Source organism: Siminovitchia sp. FSL H7-0308 (genome assembly GCF_037980985.1).
Classification (GTDB): domain Bacteria; phylum Bacillota; class Bacilli; order Bacillales; family Bacillaceae_C; genus Siminovitchia; species Siminovitchia thermophila.
On record NZ_CP150282.1, the window covers coordinates 696,904 to 714,114 of the forward strand.

Consider the following 17,211-nt stretch of genomic DNA (forward strand, 5'->3'; position numbering starts at 1 on the left):
GATGTTAACCGCATCGCCATTTAATTAAAATACTTGCTCTACTTCAACGACTCCCGGAACTTCTTCTATTAAAGCTCGCTCAATACCGGCTTTTAAAGTAATGGTGGAACTCGGACAAGTACCGCACGCACCAAGAAGGCGCAATTTTACGATTCCTTCTTCAACATCTACGAGTTCGCAGTCACCGCCATCGCGAAGCAGAAATGGACGTAATTTATCTAATACTTCTTGAACTTGATCAACCATTGTTTGATCGGACATTCCAATCTACTCCTTTCCTTATTCCCCATTATAAGCAGAAACGAAAAAAAAATCTATCGCCAAGTTTGTTGGCATTCTGCTAAAAAACGGTACAATAAGGAAAAGGGGGAGAGGTACGTGAAAAAAGAAGCCGAAATTTTTGTGTATGGTGCTGATCAAATTTGCGCAAGCTGTGTCAATTTGCCGTCGTCCAAAGAAACATACGAATGGCTGGAGGCGGCCATTTCCAGGAAATTTCCAGATCAACCGTTTACTATTCGCTATATTGATATTTTTAACCCTCCCGAGGAAGAGGAAGCGAAAGCTTTCTCGAAGCGGATCATTGAAGAAGATTTGTTTTATCCAGTTGTAACAGTTGGGAGCGAAATGATCGGAGAAGGAAATCCACGTTTGAAAGACGTATACAAAAAGTTAGAGGAATATGGTTATCAGGCTATGTAAAAAACCGGAGCGCACTTTTGGTTGCTCCGGCTTTCTAATACGGCATTTTACCCGTTATGATATTTGTACATCCAAAGAATTCCCGACTTGAGGATACGGGCGATACGCCCGGTAATGGCCCGGTCCGCCATGAGTCCGAAACCTTGTTTCTTTCCAAGGGAACCAAGCACACCTTTTAATTTGATGGTTGGAAGCGTTTCGGGAAGCTCCTGTCCGCTCCAACGCTTTAGGAGGACCTGCACAATTTGGTCGGCCTGTCCCTCGGCGAGCTGGGCGCTTGGAGCATAAGGAAGACTGGCGCAGTCACCGACAACATAAACATGTTCATTGTCTGGAATATTATGGTATTTAGTTAAAACGACTCTGCCCTGCGCATCCTTTTCAACATCCATTTCCTGAACAATGCGGTTTGGCTGAATCCCCGCTGTCCAAACAACAACATCTGAGTGGACAGGCTCATCGTGATTATACAACGTCTTTTCTTCCACTTTCGTAATGTTGGCCTGGTTAATGACTTCCACGCCGTTTGTTTGAAACCAGTTTTGTACATACCGGCTCACCCTTTCGGGAAAAGCTGAAAGGATGATTTTACCGCGGTCAAATAGTTTAATGACTAAATCAGAGCGGCTTTCCCTCAATTCGCTTGCAAGCTCAACACCGCTTAAACCTCCGCCTACAATACTTACAACGGAATTGGCTGGCAAGTTATTCAACGTTTGATAAGTTTCCCGGGCATTTTCAATGTTTTGGATGCTGTGTGTAAATTCTTTGGCCCCCGGAATGTTATGGTATTTATCTTCGCAGCCAAGGCCGATAATGAGATCATCGTAAGGAACAGGATCTTCTTGGTCCAAATGCACTAGTTGATTCTCTAAGTCGATGTTTGTTACTTCCCCATATTTTACTTCCAGGCGCGGATGTTCCGGGAAGGGTACGCGTACTTCTTGATCGGAGATGGTTCCGGCCGCTAAGGCATAATACTCGGTTTTTAGACAATGGTAAGGAACCCTGTCAATCAAAGTAATGGATACGTCTTCTGGTAGTTGGTTCGGTAATAAGCGGTGCAGCACACGCATATTCCCATATCCTCCGCCAAGCAGGACTAATTTTTTCATATTATATCTCCTTTTGCCATCTATATTAAAACAAACATTAGAAATAGTTAACAATATGTTCAAATATATCCCACGTAAAAGTATATCTGAATCTACATTTATATACAACCGGAGTCATCATTATCTTTCGGCGTTGACGAATCAGTGTGAAAGGAGTAGCATTATGACTGGTGATGAGGTGATATGGAATGAATCCAATTGTGGAATTTTGTATCAGTAATTTAGGAATGGGCGGATACGAAGCCCTGCAAAAGTTGGAGGAAGATCCGGATCTCGATATTATTGAATACGGCTGTCTGGATCATTGTGATCTTTGCGCCGAATCGTTGTATGCCCTCGTTAACGGTGAGGTTGTTACAGGTAAAACTCCGGACGATTTAGTCAAAAATATATACCAATATATAGAGGATAATCCGATGTTTTAATGATCATAAAATGCCCTAAATCTAAGCTGGGAGGAAAATGCATTCCAGCATTAAAACCTTGCCGGATATGCTTCGCGATGCAAGCCCAATTTGAAGGTTGCAATGTTGTAGAGGCCGGATAGGTTGAGAACGAAGCCCGCGGGGTATATAATAAAAGAAAGGTTTTATTTCGCAATAGGGGGTGCTGATTCATGAGTGCCATCGTTACTTTAACCGAGGCGGCTGCCTTGCGAATTAAAGAAATGATGAAACAAAATGGCGAAGAAGGTGCTTATTTTCGCTTTTCGATTAATGGGGGCGGTTGCAGTGGACTATCATACGGCATGAGTCTCGACCATGAAAAAACGGATGAGGATAAGCATTTCGAACAGCACGGCATTGAAGTCGTGATCGACAAGGACAGTGCGCCACTTGTCACCGGGACAACGATTGATTTCAAACAATCTTTAATGGGCGGCGGATTTACGATCGACAACCCCAATGCGTTGGTTTCTTGTGGCTGTGGTACGTCATTCCGGACTGCCAAAGTGACCGGAACGCCGGAAGAATGTTAATGATAAAAGACCTGGACTTATGGAGGGCCTAAAGGGGCCCGCTAAAGTTCAGGTCTTTTCGTTTGGTTTGATCTCTATTTATCAAAAAGGGATGTGCTGTGCATTGGTTGCACACGCGCTTTCGGATCAATGTATGCTTTTGCATTGCTGACAGCAGTAGGAGCTTCGCCAAATCCTGTTGCAATGAGTTTGACTTTGCCTTCATATGTCGTCACATCGCCGGCTGCATAAATGCCTGGAATATTGGTTTCCATCTTGGAGTTGACAACAATCGAATTTTTTTCAATATCGATTCCCCATTCTTTAATAGGGCCAAGCGAAGAAACAAAGCCATAGTTGCAAATGAGTTCATCAAGTTCAATTTCTTTCACTGCTTCGCCCCGAACTTCCTGGATAATAATTTTTCTGACAGCTTCTTCATCACAAACCATATCCGCCGCAGCAAAAGGAGTTATAACTTCAACAGTAGAAGCTTTCAGTTGTTCTACGCTGCTTTCGTGGGCCCGAAACTTATCCCGGCGGTGAATCAAAGTAACTTTTTCCGCAATAGGCTCCAACATAAGCGCCCAGTCTACGGCAGAGTCTCCTCCACCTAAAATGACTACCCGTTTGCCTTCAAACTTTTTCATGTCATCCACGAAGTAATGAAGGTTTTTACCTTCGTAATGTTCAGCTTCTTGAAGTTCGAGGCGACGCGGTTGGAAAGCTCCGATTCCTGCTGTAATAATAATCGCCTTTGTATAGTGGATTTCTTTATCGGTTGTTAACTTAAAAGTTCCGTCTTCCAACTTTTCAACGTTTTGGACTGACTGCCCTAAACAGATCGTTTGATCGAACAATTGTAATTGCTCTTTCAAGTTATTAACAAGGTCAATAGCTTTCACTTTTGGAAAACCCGCGACATCATATATATATTTTTCGGGATACAGAGCCGCAAGCTGCCCGCCTAATTGAGGAAGGCTTTCAATGATCTTTACGGTCGAATTTCTCATCCCTGCGTAAAAGGCGGTAAATAGTCCAGCGGGGCCTGCCCCGATGATCGTCATGTCATATATTTGTTGATCTTCTTTCAAAGAAAATCCCTCCAGTTTAAACACCTTATAATTTTGTCATCATAACACTTTCCTATTGTGACATATATCATTCACTTTTGCATATGAAATGCCCAAAAAAAGAATGAAAAACGACGATTTTCACGCTTTTGTTTCAAAACTTTCGAAACATTTACATTTCCTATAAACTGCTTGAAAAAAGTATGCAAAAGCCATATGATGAACATATATTAAGTTTTTGTGACATTTATCTCTTTTTTTTTGTCCTGGTACGTGAAGTGCATCACAATATTTTATATTTTATTATTTATTCCCGAGCATTTCAAACGTACTGATTGAATATTATGTAAAGGTGGAAGTGATGAAAGTGAGAAAGCCAAAGATTGTAGTACTCGGCGCAGGTTATGGAGGCCTCATGACGGTCACGCGTCTTCAAAAGCAAATAGGAAGCAATGATGCCGAAATTGTTCTAGTAAATAAAAATGATTACCATTATGAAACGACATGGCTGCATGAAGCTTCTGCCGGAACATTGCACCATGATCGTGTTAGATATGCCATCACCGATGTAATTGATAAAAGCAGGGTTCAATTTATTCAAGATACGGCGGAAAAAGTTGACTTGGAAGCGAAAAAGGTTCTTCTCAAAAATGGCGAAGTGACATACGATTATTTGGTTGTCGCCCTTGGAGGGGCACCTGAAACATTTGGCATCCCCGGGCTTGATAAATATGCATTCTCCATTACAAATGTAAACTCCGCCCGCCAAATACGCGAACATATCGAGTATCAATTTGCCACATATAAAGTGGAGCAAGGCGAAAAGCCGGAGCGGCTTACCATAGTTGTCGGCGGTGCCGGGTTTACAGGAATTGAGTTTTTGGGAGAGTTAGGTAACCGGATTCCGGAACTGTGCAAGGAATATGATATTGATCAAACTTTAGTCAAAGTCATTTGTGTAGAGGCGGCCCCTACGGCGTTGCCTGGTTTTGATCCAGAATTGGTCGAATATGCGACAGCCCAACTGGAAAGAAAAAATATTGAATTCCGCATTGGAACAGCGATTAAAGAAGCAACTCCTGAAGGAATTATCGTAGCAAAAGGTGAAGATGAAACAGAAGAAATTAAAGCGGGAACAGTGGTTTGGGCTGCTGGAGTCCGCGGCAATCCAATCATTGAAGCATCCGGATTTGAAAACATGCGCGGCCGTGTTAAAGTCGATCCGGATCTACGTGCGCCAGGACAACCAGATGTTTTTGTCATTGGCGACTGTTCTCTTGTGATCAACGAAGAGATCAACCGGCCGTATCCGCCAACTGCACAAATCGCCATGCAGCAAGGTGAACTAGTTGCTGCAAATCTTGCAAGACTTGTGCAAGGAAAATCGGATCTTGAGACATTCACATTCGAAAATAAGGGGACAGTTTGTTCCTTGGGCGATGATGACGCGATCGGTGTGGTCTTTGGAAAGAAAATGACTGGAACAAAAGCCGCCTTCATGAAAAAGATGATTGACAATCGTGCTTTATACATGATCGGTGGAGTCTCGCTCACGATGAAAAAAGGTAAATTTAATCTTTTATAATAGTTCATTGGCGAAAAGGCAGAATCAATTTGATTCTGTCTTTTTCAAAGGAAAGAATACGCCTAAAGAAAGCCTTGTTTTTTATGCTTCAGTCTTTTCTCGTTTGCTTTTTGTGACTGGATGCACAACGACTCTTGTGTATGTTAGAATGTTTGAACGATTATGTCAAAACGAATTGCGCAGTCATTATTAGTGGAACAGGGCAATAATCGTTTGCACCAGCTAAATGGTCATTTTACCCCAGTGGTGTAAATGTTTTTTCTATTATGCAAATAATAAGGAGAGAAAATGAATCAAAAGAGAGGGAATGTGTGGCTTGCCGCTTGTGGTTTAGTCGTTGACAAGAAAGGCCGTTGGCTTGTCGTCAAAAAGAAGTATGGCGGAGCAAAAGGTCAATGGACACTTCCCGCAGGATTTGTCGAAGCGGGGGAAACAGTTGATGAAGCTGTAAAGCGGGAAGTGCTTGAAGAAACGGGAATCGTCTGCCATATAAACGGTCTGCTGGGGATGAGGACAGGCGTGATCGACGAAATGATCAGCGACAATATGATTTTGTTTTTATGTACGCCAGAAAATACGACACTTCATATCGAAGAACGTGAAATTGACTCGGCCAGCTGGATGGCACCTGAAGATTTAGCTTATGATGAGAACGCTTCGCTCATTTTAAAAGAAATAATGAAAACTGGAATTTTACCCCTTCAAAAGGAGAGGACAGGTTTTCATCCGGGCCCGCAATTTGGATATACCGCATATAAGTTATTTTTATAAAAGCGACAGCAAACTGGTAAAAATGTCATGAATTCTCCTCTATTCTTGCATTGACGCTCTATTCACCATTCTGTAAACTTGTTAGTAGCGAACTTTAGGAGGATACATCCATGCCAATGACCGTTCCTGTCCTGCTTATTTCCATGTTATTATTTTTTGTCCTATTCTATGGAATTGGTTTTTTGTTGAATATGTTGTTGCGAATGACATGGATTATGGCAGTCATTTATCCAATTATCGCGATATTGATTGTAGATAAAGTAAGGTTTACAGAATATTTCACAGCCCCTTCTGCTTCTTTTTCCAGTCTGGGAGAAGTCATATCCCATTTGGCGCCCGCGGACATGCTTATTTTGGGCAGTGGCCTTGTGGGAGCCATAGCAGCAGGGCTTACCATGCGTTATTTAAGAAAAAAAGGATACAGAATGTTTTAAGGAGATGTCGCGGTTGTCGAGAACACCCTTTCGTGATTTTTTCAACATGGCAATCCAAACGAACGGAAAAAAGCATCCCTTAGGACTTCTGCTCTGAATAGGCCAAGGGTGTCAGGCTATATGGTGGCCTGTAAAGAGAAAAGAACAGCTTCGGATTCGTTTCGCAGCTGTTTTTATTTTTTAGTCGATAATTTAGCATCCCCATTCACATTCCGACTTCGCAATCGCAAGTCCTATCCACCTTTTGAAAACCTCTCCATGTGTCGCAATGCTCCTCCTCTCGGACATGTATTGTCCTCCTCACCCGCTATCGAAATCCTTGTCTTGTGTCGCCCTCCTCATCACATGATCTCTCACACGAGTCGTAATCCTCTTCACATGATCGAAAACCTCTCCACACGAGTGTAATCCTCTTCACATGATCGCAATACTGGCCCCTTATGCCGCAATCTTCTTCACATAATCGAAATCCTCGCCCCCACAGTTAATCTTTAGGCGTATCGTAGGAGGGATTTCGATTTTCGCGACTTACTCAGCTTAAGCTAAAATGAATACTTCTTCTCAAGCGGGGCAACAATAGCCTTGAGAGGAGTGAATGCATGTCATGAAGGTTCTTTATGGCAGAAGGTTTGCCATGACGGTTTTATTTCTTGGGGCGTTGGCGGTAACTTATGAAACATTGTCCGGCATTCAGGCGTATACACTTGTTCAAGATATGATGGCCAATGCAAGTGTTGATCAAAAAAAATCCGATAAAACAAATGCTCAAGCAGAGGCGGAAAGCCCTGCACCTTCTTTGGAAGAGTCGTTCGATTGGTCCAAATACCCTGTAAAAAAGGTCGTTGCCACCGGTTACACTGCCGGGGAAGAATCGACAGGAAAAAAGCCGGGGCATCCTTCCTACGGGATTACATATTCGGGTGTCAAAGTAAAAAGAGATCTTTATTCAACCGTCGCCGCTGACCCCGATATATTTCCTATGGGAACGATTTTATTTATTCCGGGTTACGGGTATGGTGTTGTGACTGACACGGGATCTGCCATTAAAGGCAATAAAATAGATCTCTATTTTGAAACAGTACAAGATGTTTATAAAGAGTGGGGAAAGCGTACCGTGGATGTTCATGTGATCCAGTTGGGATCTGGAAAAGTCACGGAAGAGGAACTCACGGCATTAAATGAAGATGAAACGATGCAAGTATTCCGGCAAAACTATTTAAAAAATGCGAATGAAAATTAGGTTGTTTCACATATATGGGCGCCCTGAAAAGCGGGCCGCCCTTTTTGTTATTTCGTTAAGTTACTTTTGAAAAAATATACCATAGGAACAAAGTTAATCCAACACCTGTAAGCCCTCCAAAAAAAACTTCCACAGGTTTGTGTCCAAGCAATTCTTTCAATTCTTCTCGCTTTTTCTGCTGCGGCTTTTCCGGCCATTCCTTCGCTTCTTCGATAAAACGCTGAAAATCGGATACGAGCTGGTTCAGCACGACAGCATGCTCCCCTGCTTGCCAGCGCACGCCTGTCGCATCAAACATGACAATAATGGCAAATACCACGGAGATGGCAAATAAAGGCGAATCCAGACCCGTTTCCAAGGCAACACCTGTTGAGAGGGCAGTAACAGCGGCTGAGTGGGAGCTGGGCATCCCACCTGTTGAAGTCAACAGTGACCAGTCTACTTTTTTGGTGATAAAAAACTGAAGGGGCACTTTAATAAACTGAGCGAAAAAAATCGAAGTAAGGGCAGACCAAAGTGGAAAATTGAAAAAAAGCTCCATCGATGACATCCTTTCTTTCCAACAACGTCTTCTTATTTTTTATCATACCATATCCAAGAAGCAATCAATCATTTCCTTTTAAGAAAAACAACCTGCCAGCTCGATGCATCCTGCTGTTTCGTCTATAATGATGAAAAGAAGGGAGTTGAAAGTAGTGGATGTCATTCATGCACAAAACAGCAATCCTTTTGAAACAGAGCAAGAATGTATGATCATCGGATTGCTTGATAAGCCGGAAAAATTTTCGGGCCCCCTAGAAGGACTGGATCAAATGTTTCAGGGAGAATTAACCAACCTCGTCAAAAGGGGCGACCTTTCGGCTAAGCTTAAAAAGGTGCGTACTGTATATAGCCTGGGATTATCGCCCATCAAGCGATTCGTTTTTGTCGGGTTGGGAAAAGAAAAGGATCTGACAGCCGATTTCCTAAGAGAGGCAGTCGGCAAAGCCTGTAAAACGATAAAAGAAATGCGGGTCCCATCCTTTGCAATTGCGCTTGACTCTTTTGTCCACGGGGATCTAAGCAGTACGGCCGTTGCTCAAATCATCGGCGAAGCTTTTACGATGGCAACATACGAATTTCCGGGCTACAAACAAAAGTCAAATGAACCCGAAGTAACCATAAAGAAAATGAATGTATTTACAAGTGAACAGCAACACGAAATTGAAACCTCTCTGAAAAATGGCATGATTTATGGAAAAGCGACCAACGCTGCGCGGACGCTCGTAAATATGCCGAGTAATTTGCTGAACCCTGCTTATCTGGCGGAATACGCAAAAAATTTGGCAGGACGGTTTGGGTTTGAGTTGGAAATATTGGAAAAGGCGGACATGGAAAAGCTGGGAATGGGGGCTATGCTTGCTGTTAACCAAGGATCTGAGGAACCTCCTTATATGATCGTTTTAAAATACAGAGGCCAAGAGCAATGGAATGATGTTCTGGGACTAGTCGGAAAAGGGATCACGTTTGATACAGGAGGCTATTCGTTAAAACCAAAGTCGAGCATTGTTGAAATGAAGACGGATATGGCAGGCGGAGCGGCGGTCTTGGGTGCGATGGAAATTATCGGAGAACTGCGGCCAAACCGGAATGTAGTGGCAGTCATTCCCGCAACTGATAATGTAGTGAGCGGCAAAGCATTTAAACCGGATGATGTTATTACCAGCTTAAACGGCAAGACTATTGAAATATTAAATACAGATGCAGAAGGGCGACTCGTCCTCGCCGATGCGATTACGTATGCTAAAATGCATGGAGCTGAATATGTCGTGGATGCGGCTACTTTAACAGGTGGGGTCGTCGTAGCCTTAGGCCTTGATAAAACGGGAGCCATGACCAATCATGATGCTTTTTATGAAAAAGTGTTTCAGGCTTCAGAAAAAACAGGTGAATTTATATGGAGGCTTCCTCTTACAGAGCAAGATAAAGAGAGAGTGCGTTCAAGCGAAATAGCCGATTTAAACAATTCGCCGGGCCGGGAAGGCCACGCCATTATGGGTGGAGCATTTCTCGCTGAGTTTGCAGAAGACACACCATGGGTGCACTTGGATATTGCCGGAACAGCGACTTCAAAAAAAAGCTCCGAGCTTGGTCCATCCGGCGCCACAGGTGTCATGGTTAGAACCCTGGCAACTCTCGTCTGTGATGAAGACTTGAATGGGCTCGGCCAATGATTATTCATGGAACGAATGCCCATCCCAACCAGCCCTTTGTCGCATAGACAATAGTGAAAGGCTTTTATGCTTTCGACAAAGGAGGTAAACCTGGATGTATTATCGAAGTTTCGCACCACCAGTTGCCGACAGCAGGTTTTTATGGGGGTTTCCATTGCTAGGTGGTTTCCTTGGCGGATTAATTGGCGGCGGTATAGGAGGAGGGATAGGGAGCTATCTAGCTGCCCGTCCAAGACCTTTTTATCCCTACCCTTACCCTTATGGCTATGGAGCTCCCTACGGCTATGGAGCACCGTATTGGTAGATGTAATAAAGAGCCCGTCGGCCTTACGCGGATGGGCTTTCTTTTTTGAAGTTGGAAGAGGAGGAGAATACATAGATGGATAAGGAAAAAGTACAAGAACTGGCTAAAAATACGCTGCATGATTCATTGGGAATCGAGATTACATCGCTGGAAGAAGGAAGAGTAACAGCAACCATGCCTGTTGACGGGAGAACGAAACAACCATTTGGTTATTTGCACGGGGGTGCTTCCGTTGCATTGGCTGAAACCGTTGCCAGCATTGGGGCTGTATTGATGATTGACTTGGATAAAGAAATATGTTTTGGCCTTGAAATTAATGCCAATCACATACGCTCTATGCGGGACGGTATCGTCACTGCAGTAGCGGAAGTTGTTCATCGTGGAAAGAGTACGATGGTTTGGGATATTAGGATCAGGGATGAACAAGAATCCCTTGTTTGCATATCGAGGTGCACCATTGCCATTGTGCCAAAGCAGTCGTAGCCCTCGTGTTTGAATGCTGATTATTCCGGGAATCGTAACACCATAAGCGAAACAAAGGAGTGAGTGCATTGCCTTGGTCGCAAAATGATTACCCGGATTCCATGAAAAACCTGCCTGACCATGTTAGGAACAAAGCAATTGAGATAGCGAACGCTTTATTGGAAGAAAGATATAGTGAAGGGCGGGCCATTGCCATTGGAATTGCCCAAGCCCGCAAGTATTTCGAAGAGTATGTTGATCGTCCCGAGTACCATATAGAACCGAATGGAACAGACTGGGTATTGAAAAAGAAGGACGGAACAAAGGCGATTATGCGCGAAAATACAAAAGAAGATTTGCTAGAAAAGGCGAAAAGCTATGTCAATGAACACAAAGGAATGTTGGTCATTCATAAATCGGATGGAGCGATTTCCGAGACATTATATGATTGAAAAAAGAACGGGCAATTCCTTTTGGGAAAAGATTGCCCGTTCTTCTTTAATCCTTCGCTTCTTTCAGATCATCCTGTGAAGTTTGATCACACATTTTTACCCCTGTACGGTAAGCCGCTCTGCTGATCAAATGCCCCGCTACTGGAGCGGTAATGAATATAAAGGCGATTCCTAGCATAATCCGGGAATGAATAATGCCATCTTGAAAGAAAAAGTACATCAGCACCCCAAGCAAAGTGAACAAAACCCCGAGTGTTGTTGATTTTGAGGCGGCATGATTTCTCGTATAGACATCAGGCAGCCTGATAACTCCAAACGCTGCGGCCAGGCTTAAGAACATGCCGATGAGGATAAAAAAAGCGATAACTGTATCAGCGATTGCGTTCATACTCGATAATTTCTCCTTTCTCCAAAAATTTGGAAAAAGCTGTAGTGCCAATAAACGAGAGAATCCCGATCAGCAATATCGTGTCGAGAAACGCATTTGTCGACAATACGATCGAAACGAGAGCGCTGATCGCCACCAAGTTTATGCCCATGGCATCGAGAGCAACAACCCGATCTGGGATGGACGGCCCTTTTATTACCCTAATGAGGAGAAGAAAAGAGGAAACCGCAAACCCGATGATTGCGACTTTAACGACTATATCCAACATTATCGGCCCACCTCCATGATTGCCTTCTCAAAGGATTGCCTTATACTTTCGACCGCTTCATCGACGTCCCCTATATCCATCGCATGGATGTATAATGTTTTGTTATCTTCAGATACATCCACTACAAGTGTTCCGGGCGTAAGCGTGATTAAATTTGCAAGCAGTGTTATCTCCCAATCTTCCTTCAGCTTTGTTTCAAGAGCAAAAATGCCGGGCTGAATGTTTAATTTTGGTTGAAAAATCACCTTTAACACAGCAAGGTTTGAGAGCATAAGTTCTTTAAAAAAGATGAGAAGCAATTTTAATATGGCATACAGCCGGTGTATATAAAATCTGGTTGAAAAAAAGCGCCGCATGAAAAAAACAACCAGCAGTCCAAGTAAATATCCAACGATAAAAGTCGTGGCGTTCATCGATCCCTCAAAAAACATCCATAAAAAAGCCAAAAAGATGTTCAGTATGATTTGAAATGCCATTGTTATTTGCCCCTCCTTTCAAAAACCTTCCGTCTTAACGAATTTTTTGGACTTTATATGGCAAAAGGCTTTCGTGTTTGCTTATTTTTGCAGAACAGCTTCAATATACATTTCCGGATTTTCAATCACTTCCACTGCCTGCGAAACATACATATGGACGTATTCCGAAAAGACTCCATAAGCGACCGCCGTTCCGACTAAGATGATCACAGGGAACAGATAGGTTCCCATTCGAATACTTTCTTTTTTCTTGCTCCCTTCAGGGTCGCCCCAAAATCCGTTTATAAATACTCTCATTAAAGAATACAACACGAAGAGGCTGGAAATGAGTATGATGAGCCCGCCAACAAGGTCCCCGTTGGAGAACGCACCGTTTACGATCAATATTTTTCCGATAAAACCGCTTAAAGGCGGGATTCCGGCGAGCGCCAATACCGAGATAAAAAACAGCCATCCCAGCAAAGGATAATGTTTGATGAGTCCGCTGAACTTATCGTAGCTGTTGGCACCGGTGATCGAAATAATCAATCCGACTAAAAGGAACAGTACCGCTTTAATCACCATGTCATGGATTAAATAGAAGACTGACCCGGTCAAGGCGTCGGTATTCATCGCTCCGATTCCATAAGTGATGACTCCAATGGCAATAATAATATTGTAAATGACGATCTTTTTCATATCTTTATAAGCTACGGCGGCGATAGACCCCAAAACGATCGTAAGCAAAGACAATATCATCAGCAGTTCATGAGTAAACCCGGTGTCATGGTAAAAGAACAACGTATATGTTCTCAAGATGGAATAGACGCCGACCTTTGTGAGCAATGCCCCGAATAAAGCCATAATCGCGGCTGGCGGTGCATAATAAGAGCCCGGAAGCCAAAAGAATAATGGGAAAATGGCTCCTTTGAGGCCAAAAACAATCAAAAATAGCACGGCCAGCACGGTTAAAATAGCAGGCTGATTAACCTCGGCGATTCTCTCGGAAATGTGGGCCATGTTCAGTGTGCCCACAACAGAATATAGATAGGCGACGGAGATGACAAACAAGGCTGATGATGTAATATTGACCAAGATATATTTGATGGTTTCCCGCAATTGAATCTTTGTCCCGCCGATTACGAGCAGGACATAGGAAGACATAAGCATCACTTCAAAAAAGACGAACATGTTGAATATGTCTCCTGTTGTAAAAGCGCCGTTTACCCCAACGATCAAGAATTGCACAACAGGGTAGTAATAATTTCTTTCCCGTCCTTCACCGATGGAACGAAACGAATAAATGATACAACAAAGGGCGATCAGGGAAGTGGCCGTAACAAGTAAGGCCGACAGCATGTCCGATACAAGTGTAATGCCGAAAGGAGCCGGCCAGCTTCCCACGTCCAATGTTTGAATTCCGTCATTCTTCACTTTTTCAACCAAAATGATAGAAGTCACAAGTGTTGCAGTGACGGAAATAACAGAAATCCATCGCTGCACCAGAATATATTTTTTAAAAAAGATCAGAAATACTGCTGTCAGCAAGGGAATGATAATGGGTAAAATTAACAAGTTGCTCATATTATTCAGTACCTTTCATATCTTCGACGTTATCCGTTCCAAGCTCCTGGTACGCCCGGTAGGCAAGCACGAGGAAAAAGGCTGTAACACCGAAGCTAATGACGATTGCAGTTAAAATCAATGCCTGCGGAACAGGGTCTGTATAAAATAAAGCATTCTCCCCCAGCAACGGGACCGTTCCACGCTTCAGGCCAGCCATCGTCAGCAGCATCAAATGGGCGCCGTGGCTTAATAGGCCGGTACCGATGATAATGCGGAGCAGGCTTTTGGACAGCATCAAATAGACAGCACATGCAAATAAAAGACCAATTAAAATAGACATCAAAACTTCCATTATTCGTTCTCTCCTATCGTTTGAATAATGGTCATCGTTGTTCCAACAACGACTAAATAAACTCCTATATCGAACAAAACAGCGGTGTGCAAATGGGTTTCTCCCAAAATAGGCAATGTAAAGATATCATGGGCGTGGGTCAGAAAAGGAACATCAAATACAAGAGACCCTAGCCCTGTACCAACGGCAAATAAAAGACCGACGGCTATTAAAATTTTATAGTCGATCGGCAGGCTGCCTGCCACAGTTTTTAGATCATAAGCGAGCAACAAAAGTACGATTGCTCCAGACGTTAATAATCCTCCGACGAACCCTCCACCCGGATTGTTGTGACCGGCAAAGAAAATATGGAGGGCGAACATGAAAATCATGAATGAAACGATTTTCGTCACTGTTTGCAATATGAGGTCGTTCGTTTTTCTCATCCGTCTTGCCTCCTTGATAAGCGAAGCTTGATCATCCCGAATATGCCCAACGCAGCAATGCCTAGAACGGCTATTTCAAACATTGTATCAAAACCCCTGAAATCAACAAGAATAACGTTGACCATGTTGGCACCGCCGGCTTGTTCCTTCGTATTTTCAATATAATATTGAGCAATGGAGTCAAAGAGTTTATTGTTGTGCGCAGATAAAGCGATCAGCGTAACCACAACTCCGACACCGAGAGATACGACAGCGCTCGCCATTTTAAATCGAATGCGCTCTTCTTTGCGGCTCATTTTAGGCAAGTGATAAAAAGCGAGCAGGAAAAGGGCGACGGAAACAGTCTCGATGACAAGCTGTGTCAAAGCAAGATCCGGGGCTCTGAATAAAACGAAAAACAAGGCCACAGTATAACCGACTGCACCCAATGCAATGATGGATGTCAAGCGCGACTTGGCAAACAGAATGGTAATGCTGGCAACCGTAATAATGATGGCCAAAACGATTTCATAAACACCGATTGGAGCCAAGTTGGACAACTCGAAGGAAACCGCTTTTTTCTCTATCATTGAATAAGAAAGAATGCCGATAAACGCTATGAATATATAAATCATATAGGAACGGATGGATCCATTCATGTAGGCATTTGTCATATTTTTTGAGATTTTTTCAGTCCGAACAAGTCCTTGATCATATAAAGCATTCAGTGAAAGCTTTTTTGGAAAAATATTGTAAATGTGTTTCCATTTCGGCAAAAATACATATAGGAATAATCCGACAACGACGACAGCAATTGTCATATATAATTCCGCCGAAAAGCCGTGCCACATAGTAATGTTGACGTTAAATGCCTGTCCTGCTTCAGCAAATGCGGGCATGATGGCATCAGCCGCGGGCTCAATGATAGAAGCTGAAAGGATATTTGGAAACAGTCCAAACACAATGACCAGCGCAGCTAAAATGATCGGGGATAAGAGCATGCCGAGCGGAGCTTCGTGCGGTTTCTTTTCCCATTTTTGCGCCGGCTGTTTTCCTGTAAAAGTTTTAAAAAGCAAAATCATACTGTAAATAAAGGTGAATACACTTCCGACCCAAGCCAAAACAGGGAATAAAACGCCATAAGTTTCCAAGTTGAATATATCTAAAGAAAGAACATTCACCATCGCTGCAAAAAACATTTCCTTGCTTAAAAATCCGTTAAATGGCGGGAGTCCGGCCATAGAAAATGTACCAATAAGAGCGATAGTAAAGGTGATCGGCATAAGATGCATTAAACCGCCAAGATGTCGGATATCTCTGGTCCCGGTTTCATGATCGACAATTCCCGCCACCATAAACAAACTTCCTTTAAAGGTGGCATGGTTAATGAGGTGGAATACAGCTGCTACAGTTGCCGCCATATAAATATTGTCGTTCAACTGTGTGTAGTGTAAGGCAGCAGCTCCGATACCAAGCAGGGACATGATCAAACCAAGCTGGCTCACTGTAGAGAATGCCAAAATGGCTTTTAAATCTGTTTGCTTGACCGCATTGAATGAAGCCCAGACCAGTGTGATAATGCCGAATATGGATACAAGCCAAAACCAAGTCCCTTCCTCTGCGAACACGGGGCTCATTCTGGCAACAAGGTATATCCCTGCCTTTACCATTGTCGCTGAATGCAGATAGGCGCTTACAGGAGTAGGCGCTTCCATTGCATCAGGCAACCAAATATGAAACGGGAATTGGGCAGATTTCGTAAAAGCACCAAGCAAAACGAGAATGAGTGCGGGAATAAAAAAGGGATCCCCTGTCATGTCGCCGGCCTGAGAAATGATCTCTCTAATGCTGAAGGACCCTGTCATGAAATAGAGAAGTAAAAATCCCCCAAGCATGGCCAGACCGCCAAAAACAGTAATGAGCATAGACTTTTGGGCACCGTATCGAGAACGTTCCCGATGATACCAATAACCGATTAAGAGAAAGGAAGAAAATGAAGTCAGCTCCCAAAATGTGTAGAGAACAATTAAATTATCCGATAAAACGACACCAAGCATCGCACCCATAAACATGAGCAAGTAGACATAAAAGCTTCCGAGGTTTTCTTTTGCTTTCGATAGATAAAAAATCGAATACAAAACGACTAAAGATCCGATTCCTGTAATAAGAAGTGCAAAAAGCAGCCCGAGCCCGTCTACATAAGCTGTAAAATCAATTCCCAACGATGGAATCCAATTCACTGTTTCCTGGATGGCTCCTTGATTTTTGACTGCAGGAAGAAAGCGAAGAAAATAGGCAAATAGTATTGCAGGCAAAATGAGGACAAACCAACCGGTATGAACTGCTTTTATTTTTTTATAAAAAAAAGGAACAAAAAAAGCGAGTATGAACGGGGCAATAATCGCCAAGTGCAATAGTGACAAAATGTTACCCTCCTATCCAAATGATTCTTGCATTCCGACTAAAGAG

General features: G+C 43.1%; 22 protein-coding genes. 11 read left to right on the forward strand and 11 right to left on the reverse strand.

The features are described from left to right. Positions 1 to 24: 24 nt before the first annotated feature. Positions 25 to 261, reverse strand: coding sequence for a NifU family protein (locus MHB50_RS03240; protein WP_077111135.1), 237 nt, complete (start codon positions 259 to 261; stop codon positions 25 to 27). Positions 262 to 378: 117 nt separating this feature from the next. Between MHB50_RS03240 and MHB50_RS03245 the strand changes: the two genes are divergently transcribed. After that, positions 379 to 702: a YuzD family protein gene (locus MHB50_RS03245; protein WP_077111136.1), complete on the forward strand. Its 324-nt coding sequence runs from the start codon at positions 379 to 381 to the stop codon at positions 700 to 702. Between the two features lie 47 nt (positions 703 to 749). Here the strand turns inward: MHB50_RS03245 and MHB50_RS03250 are convergent, their stop codons facing one another. Then, positions 750 to 1,817, reverse strand: coding sequence for an NAD(P)/FAD-dependent oxidoreductase (locus MHB50_RS03250; protein WP_077111137.1), 1,068 nt, complete (start codon positions 1,815 to 1,817; stop codon positions 750 to 752). 188 nt (positions 1,818 to 2,005) lie between these two features. On the opposite strand from MHB50_RS03250, the gene MHB50_RS03255 reads away from it, so the two are divergent. Further along, positions 2,006 to 2,242, forward strand: a complete 237-nt coding sequence (locus tag MHB50_RS03255) for a YuzB family protein (protein ID WP_077111138.1) — start codon at positions 2,006 to 2,008, stop codon at positions 2,240 to 2,242. Positions 2,243 to 2,433: 191 nt separating this feature from the next. Next, the gene (locus MHB50_RS03260) at positions 2,434 to 2,796 is read left to right on the forward strand and encodes an iron-sulfur cluster assembly accessory protein (RefSeq protein ID WP_077111139.1); all 363 of its coding nucleotides are present in this window, start codon (positions 2,434 to 2,436) and stop codon (positions 2,794 to 2,796) included. Between the two features lie 74 nt (positions 2,797 to 2,870). On the opposite strand, the gene MHB50_RS03265 is transcribed toward MHB50_RS03260, so the two are convergent. Beyond that, a complete protein-coding gene (locus MHB50_RS03265) occupies positions 2,871 to 3,869 on the reverse strand; it encodes an NAD(P)/FAD-dependent oxidoreductase (RefSeq protein ID WP_340084854.1) in 999 nt (332 codons plus the stop codon). A 346-nt stretch (positions 3,870 to 4,215) separates the two neighbouring features. On the opposite strand from MHB50_RS03265, the gene MHB50_RS03270 reads away from it, so the two are divergent. The 4 genes from MHB50_RS03270 (at position 4,216) to MHB50_RS03285 (ending at position 7,878) form a co-directional block, all read left to right on the forward strand. Then, positions 4,216 to 5,433, forward strand: a complete 1,218-nt coding sequence (locus MHB50_RS03270) for an NAD(P)/FAD-dependent oxidoreductase (RefSeq protein ID WP_339165580.1) — start codon at positions 4,216 to 4,218, stop codon at positions 5,431 to 5,433. A gap of 288 nt (positions 5,434 to 5,721) precedes the next feature. Further along, positions 5,722 to 6,204 (forward strand): NUDIX hydrolase, encoded by a 483-nt coding sequence (locus tag MHB50_RS03275; RefSeq protein WP_339161949.1) that lies wholly within the window; start codon positions 5,722 to 5,724, stop codon positions 6,202 to 6,204. A 110-nt stretch (positions 6,205 to 6,314) separates the two neighbouring features. Further along, entirely contained in the window at positions 6,315 to 6,638 is a 324-nt protein-coding gene (locus tag MHB50_RS03280; protein WP_077111142.1) for a YuiB family protein, read from the forward strand. A 595-nt stretch (positions 6,639 to 7,233) separates the two neighbouring features. Continuing rightward, on the forward strand, positions 7,234 to 7,878 hold the full coding sequence (locus tag MHB50_RS03285; protein WP_340084855.1) for a 3D domain-containing protein: 645 nt from the start codon (positions 7,234 to 7,236) through the stop codon (positions 7,876 to 7,878). A gap of 55 nt (positions 7,879 to 7,933) precedes the next feature. On the opposite strand, the gene MHB50_RS03290 is transcribed toward MHB50_RS03285, so the two are convergent. Further along, complete coding sequence (locus MHB50_RS03290) at positions 7,934 to 8,419, reverse strand: divergent PAP2 family protein (RefSeq protein WP_077111144.1); 486 nt, start codon at positions 8,417 to 8,419, stop codon at positions 7,934 to 7,936. A 208-nt stretch (positions 8,420 to 8,627) separates the two neighbouring features. On the opposite strand from MHB50_RS03290, the gene MHB50_RS03295 reads away from it, so the two are divergent. The 4 genes from MHB50_RS03295 to MHB50_RS03310 all read left to right on the forward strand — a co-directional run bounded on the left by MHB50_RS03295 (position 8,628) and on the right by MHB50_RS03310 (position 11,309). Next, on the forward strand, positions 8,628 to 10,091 hold the full coding sequence (locus tag MHB50_RS03295; protein WP_236016977.1) for a leucyl aminopeptidase: 1,464 nt from the start codon (positions 8,628 to 8,630) through the stop codon (positions 10,089 to 10,091). Between the two features lie 94 nt (positions 10,092 to 10,185). Further along, a complete protein-coding gene (locus MHB50_RS03300) occupies positions 10,186 to 10,395 on the forward strand; it encodes a hypothetical protein (protein ID WP_077111145.1) in 210 nt (69 codons plus the stop codon). A gap of 75 nt (positions 10,396 to 10,470) precedes the next feature. Continuing rightward, complete coding sequence (locus tag MHB50_RS03305; protein ID WP_077111146.1) at positions 10,471 to 10,878, forward strand: hotdog fold thioesterase; 408 nt, start codon at positions 10,471 to 10,473, stop codon at positions 10,876 to 10,878. 59 nt (positions 10,879 to 10,937) lie between these two features. Next, positions 10,938 to 11,309 (forward strand): DUF2188 domain-containing protein, encoded by a 372-nt coding sequence (locus tag MHB50_RS03310; protein WP_340084856.1) that lies wholly within the window; start codon positions 10,938 to 10,940, stop codon positions 11,307 to 11,309. A gap of 46 nt (positions 11,310 to 11,355) precedes the next feature. Here the strand turns inward: MHB50_RS03310 and mnhG are convergent, their stop codons facing one another. The 7 genes from mnhG to MHB50_RS03345 all read right to left on the reverse strand — a co-directional run bounded on the left by mnhG (position 11,356) and on the right by MHB50_RS03345 (position 17,165). After that, the gene (mnhG, locus tag MHB50_RS03315) at positions 11,356 to 11,697 is read right to left on the reverse strand and encodes a monovalent cation/H(+) antiporter subunit G (RefSeq protein WP_077111148.1); all 342 of its coding nucleotides are present in this window, start codon (positions 11,695 to 11,697) and stop codon (positions 11,356 to 11,358) included. Then, a complete protein-coding gene (locus tag MHB50_RS03320; protein WP_077111149.1) occupies positions 11,681 to 11,965 on the reverse strand; it encodes a Na(+)/H(+) antiporter subunit F1 in 285 nt (94 codons plus the stop codon). The genes mnhG and MHB50_RS03320 overlap by 17 nt, the downstream gene beginning before the upstream one ends. Further along, a complete protein-coding gene (locus MHB50_RS03325) occupies positions 11,965 to 12,441 on the reverse strand; it encodes a Na+/H+ antiporter subunit E (RefSeq protein ID WP_077111150.1) in 477 nt (158 codons plus the stop codon). Before MHB50_RS03325 ends, MHB50_RS03320 begins: the two co-directional genes overlap by 1 nt. An 81-nt stretch (positions 12,442 to 12,522) precedes the next feature. Then, a complete protein-coding gene (locus MHB50_RS03330) occupies positions 12,523 to 14,004 on the reverse strand; it encodes a Na+/H+ antiporter subunit D (RefSeq protein WP_077111151.1) in 1,482 nt (493 codons plus the stop codon). A 1-nt stretch (position 14,005) separates the two neighbouring features. Then, entirely contained in the window at positions 14,006 to 14,338 is a 333-nt protein-coding gene (locus MHB50_RS03335; protein ID WP_077111152.1) for a Na(+)/H(+) antiporter subunit C, read from the reverse strand. After that, positions 14,338 to 14,763 (reverse strand): Na(+)/H(+) antiporter subunit B, encoded by a 426-nt coding sequence (locus tag MHB50_RS03340; RefSeq protein ID WP_077111153.1) that lies wholly within the window; start codon positions 14,761 to 14,763, stop codon positions 14,338 to 14,340. Before MHB50_RS03340 ends, MHB50_RS03335 begins: the two co-directional genes overlap by 1 nt. Beyond that, positions 14,760 to 17,165, reverse strand: a complete 2,406-nt coding sequence (locus MHB50_RS03345; RefSeq protein WP_077111154.1) for a Na+/H+ antiporter subunit A — start codon at positions 17,163 to 17,165, stop codon at positions 14,760 to 14,762. The genes MHB50_RS03340 and MHB50_RS03345 overlap by 4 nt, the downstream gene beginning before the upstream one ends. Between the last annotated feature and the right edge of the window lie 46 nt (positions 17,166 to 17,211).

Bases quoted from the DNA above. Each gene is read 5' to 3' on its own strand.
- MHB50_RS03275 (WP_339161949.1), top strand. From the start codon at position 5,722: ATGAATCAAAAGAGAGGGAATGTGTGGCTTGCCGCTTGTGGTTTAGTC.
- MHB50_RS03250 (WP_077111137.1), bottom strand. From the start codon at position 1,817: ATGAAAAAATTAGTCCTGCTTGGCGGAGGATATGGGAATATGCGTGTG.
- MHB50_RS03340 (WP_077111153.1), bottom strand. From the start codon at position 14,763: ATGAGAAAAACGAACGACCTCATATTGCAAACAGTGACGAAAATCGTT.
- MHB50_RS03280 (WP_077111142.1), top strand. From the start codon at position 6,315: ATGCCAATGACCGTTCCTGTCCTGCTTATTTCCATGTTATTATTTTTT.
- mnhG (WP_077111148.1), bottom strand. From the start codon at position 11,697: ATGAACGCAATCGCTGATACAGTTATCGCTTTTTTTATCCTCATCGGC.
- MHB50_RS03335 (WP_077111152.1), bottom strand. From the start codon at position 14,338: ATGGAAGTTTTGATGTCTATTTTAATTGGTCTTTTATTTGCATGTGCT.
- MHB50_RS03305 (WP_077111146.1), top strand. From the start codon at position 10,471: ATGGATAAGGAAAAAGTACAAGAACTGGCTAAAAATACGCTGCATGAT.
- MHB50_RS03295 (WP_236016977.1), top strand. From the start codon at position 8,628: ATGATCATCGGATTGCTTGATAAGCCGGAAAAATTTTCGGGCCCCCTA.
- MHB50_RS03285 (WP_340084855.1), top strand. From the start codon at position 7,234: ATGCATGTCATGAAGGTTCTTTATGGCAGAAGGTTTGCCATGACGGTT.
- MHB50_RS03290 (WP_077111144.1), bottom strand. From the start codon at position 8,419: ATGGAGCTTTTTTTCAATTTTCCACTTTGGTCTGCCCTTACTTCGATT.
- MHB50_RS03320 (WP_077111149.1), bottom strand. From the start codon at position 11,965: ATGTTGGATATAGTCGTTAAAGTCGCAATCATCGGGTTTGCGGTTTCC.
- MHB50_RS03330 (WP_077111151.1), bottom strand. From the start codon at position 14,004: ATGAGCAACTTGTTAATTTTACCCATTATCATTCCCTTGCTGACAGCA.
- MHB50_RS03260 (WP_077111139.1), top strand. From the start codon at position 2,434: ATGAGTGCCATCGTTACTTTAACCGAGGCGGCTGCCTTGCGAATTAAA.
- MHB50_RS03325 (WP_077111150.1), bottom strand. From the start codon at position 12,441: ATGGCATTTCAAATCATACTGAACATCTTTTTGGCTTTTTTATGGATG.
- MHB50_RS03300 (WP_077111145.1), top strand. From the start codon at position 10,186: ATGTATTATCGAAGTTTCGCACCACCAGTTGCCGACAGCAGGTTTTTA.
- MHB50_RS03255 (WP_077111138.1), top strand. From the start codon at position 2,006: ATGAATCCAATTGTGGAATTTTGTATCAGTAATTTAGGAATGGGCGGA.
- MHB50_RS03240 (WP_077111135.1), bottom strand. From the start codon at position 261: ATGTCCGATCAAACAATGGTTGATCAAGTTCAAGAAGTATTAGATAAA.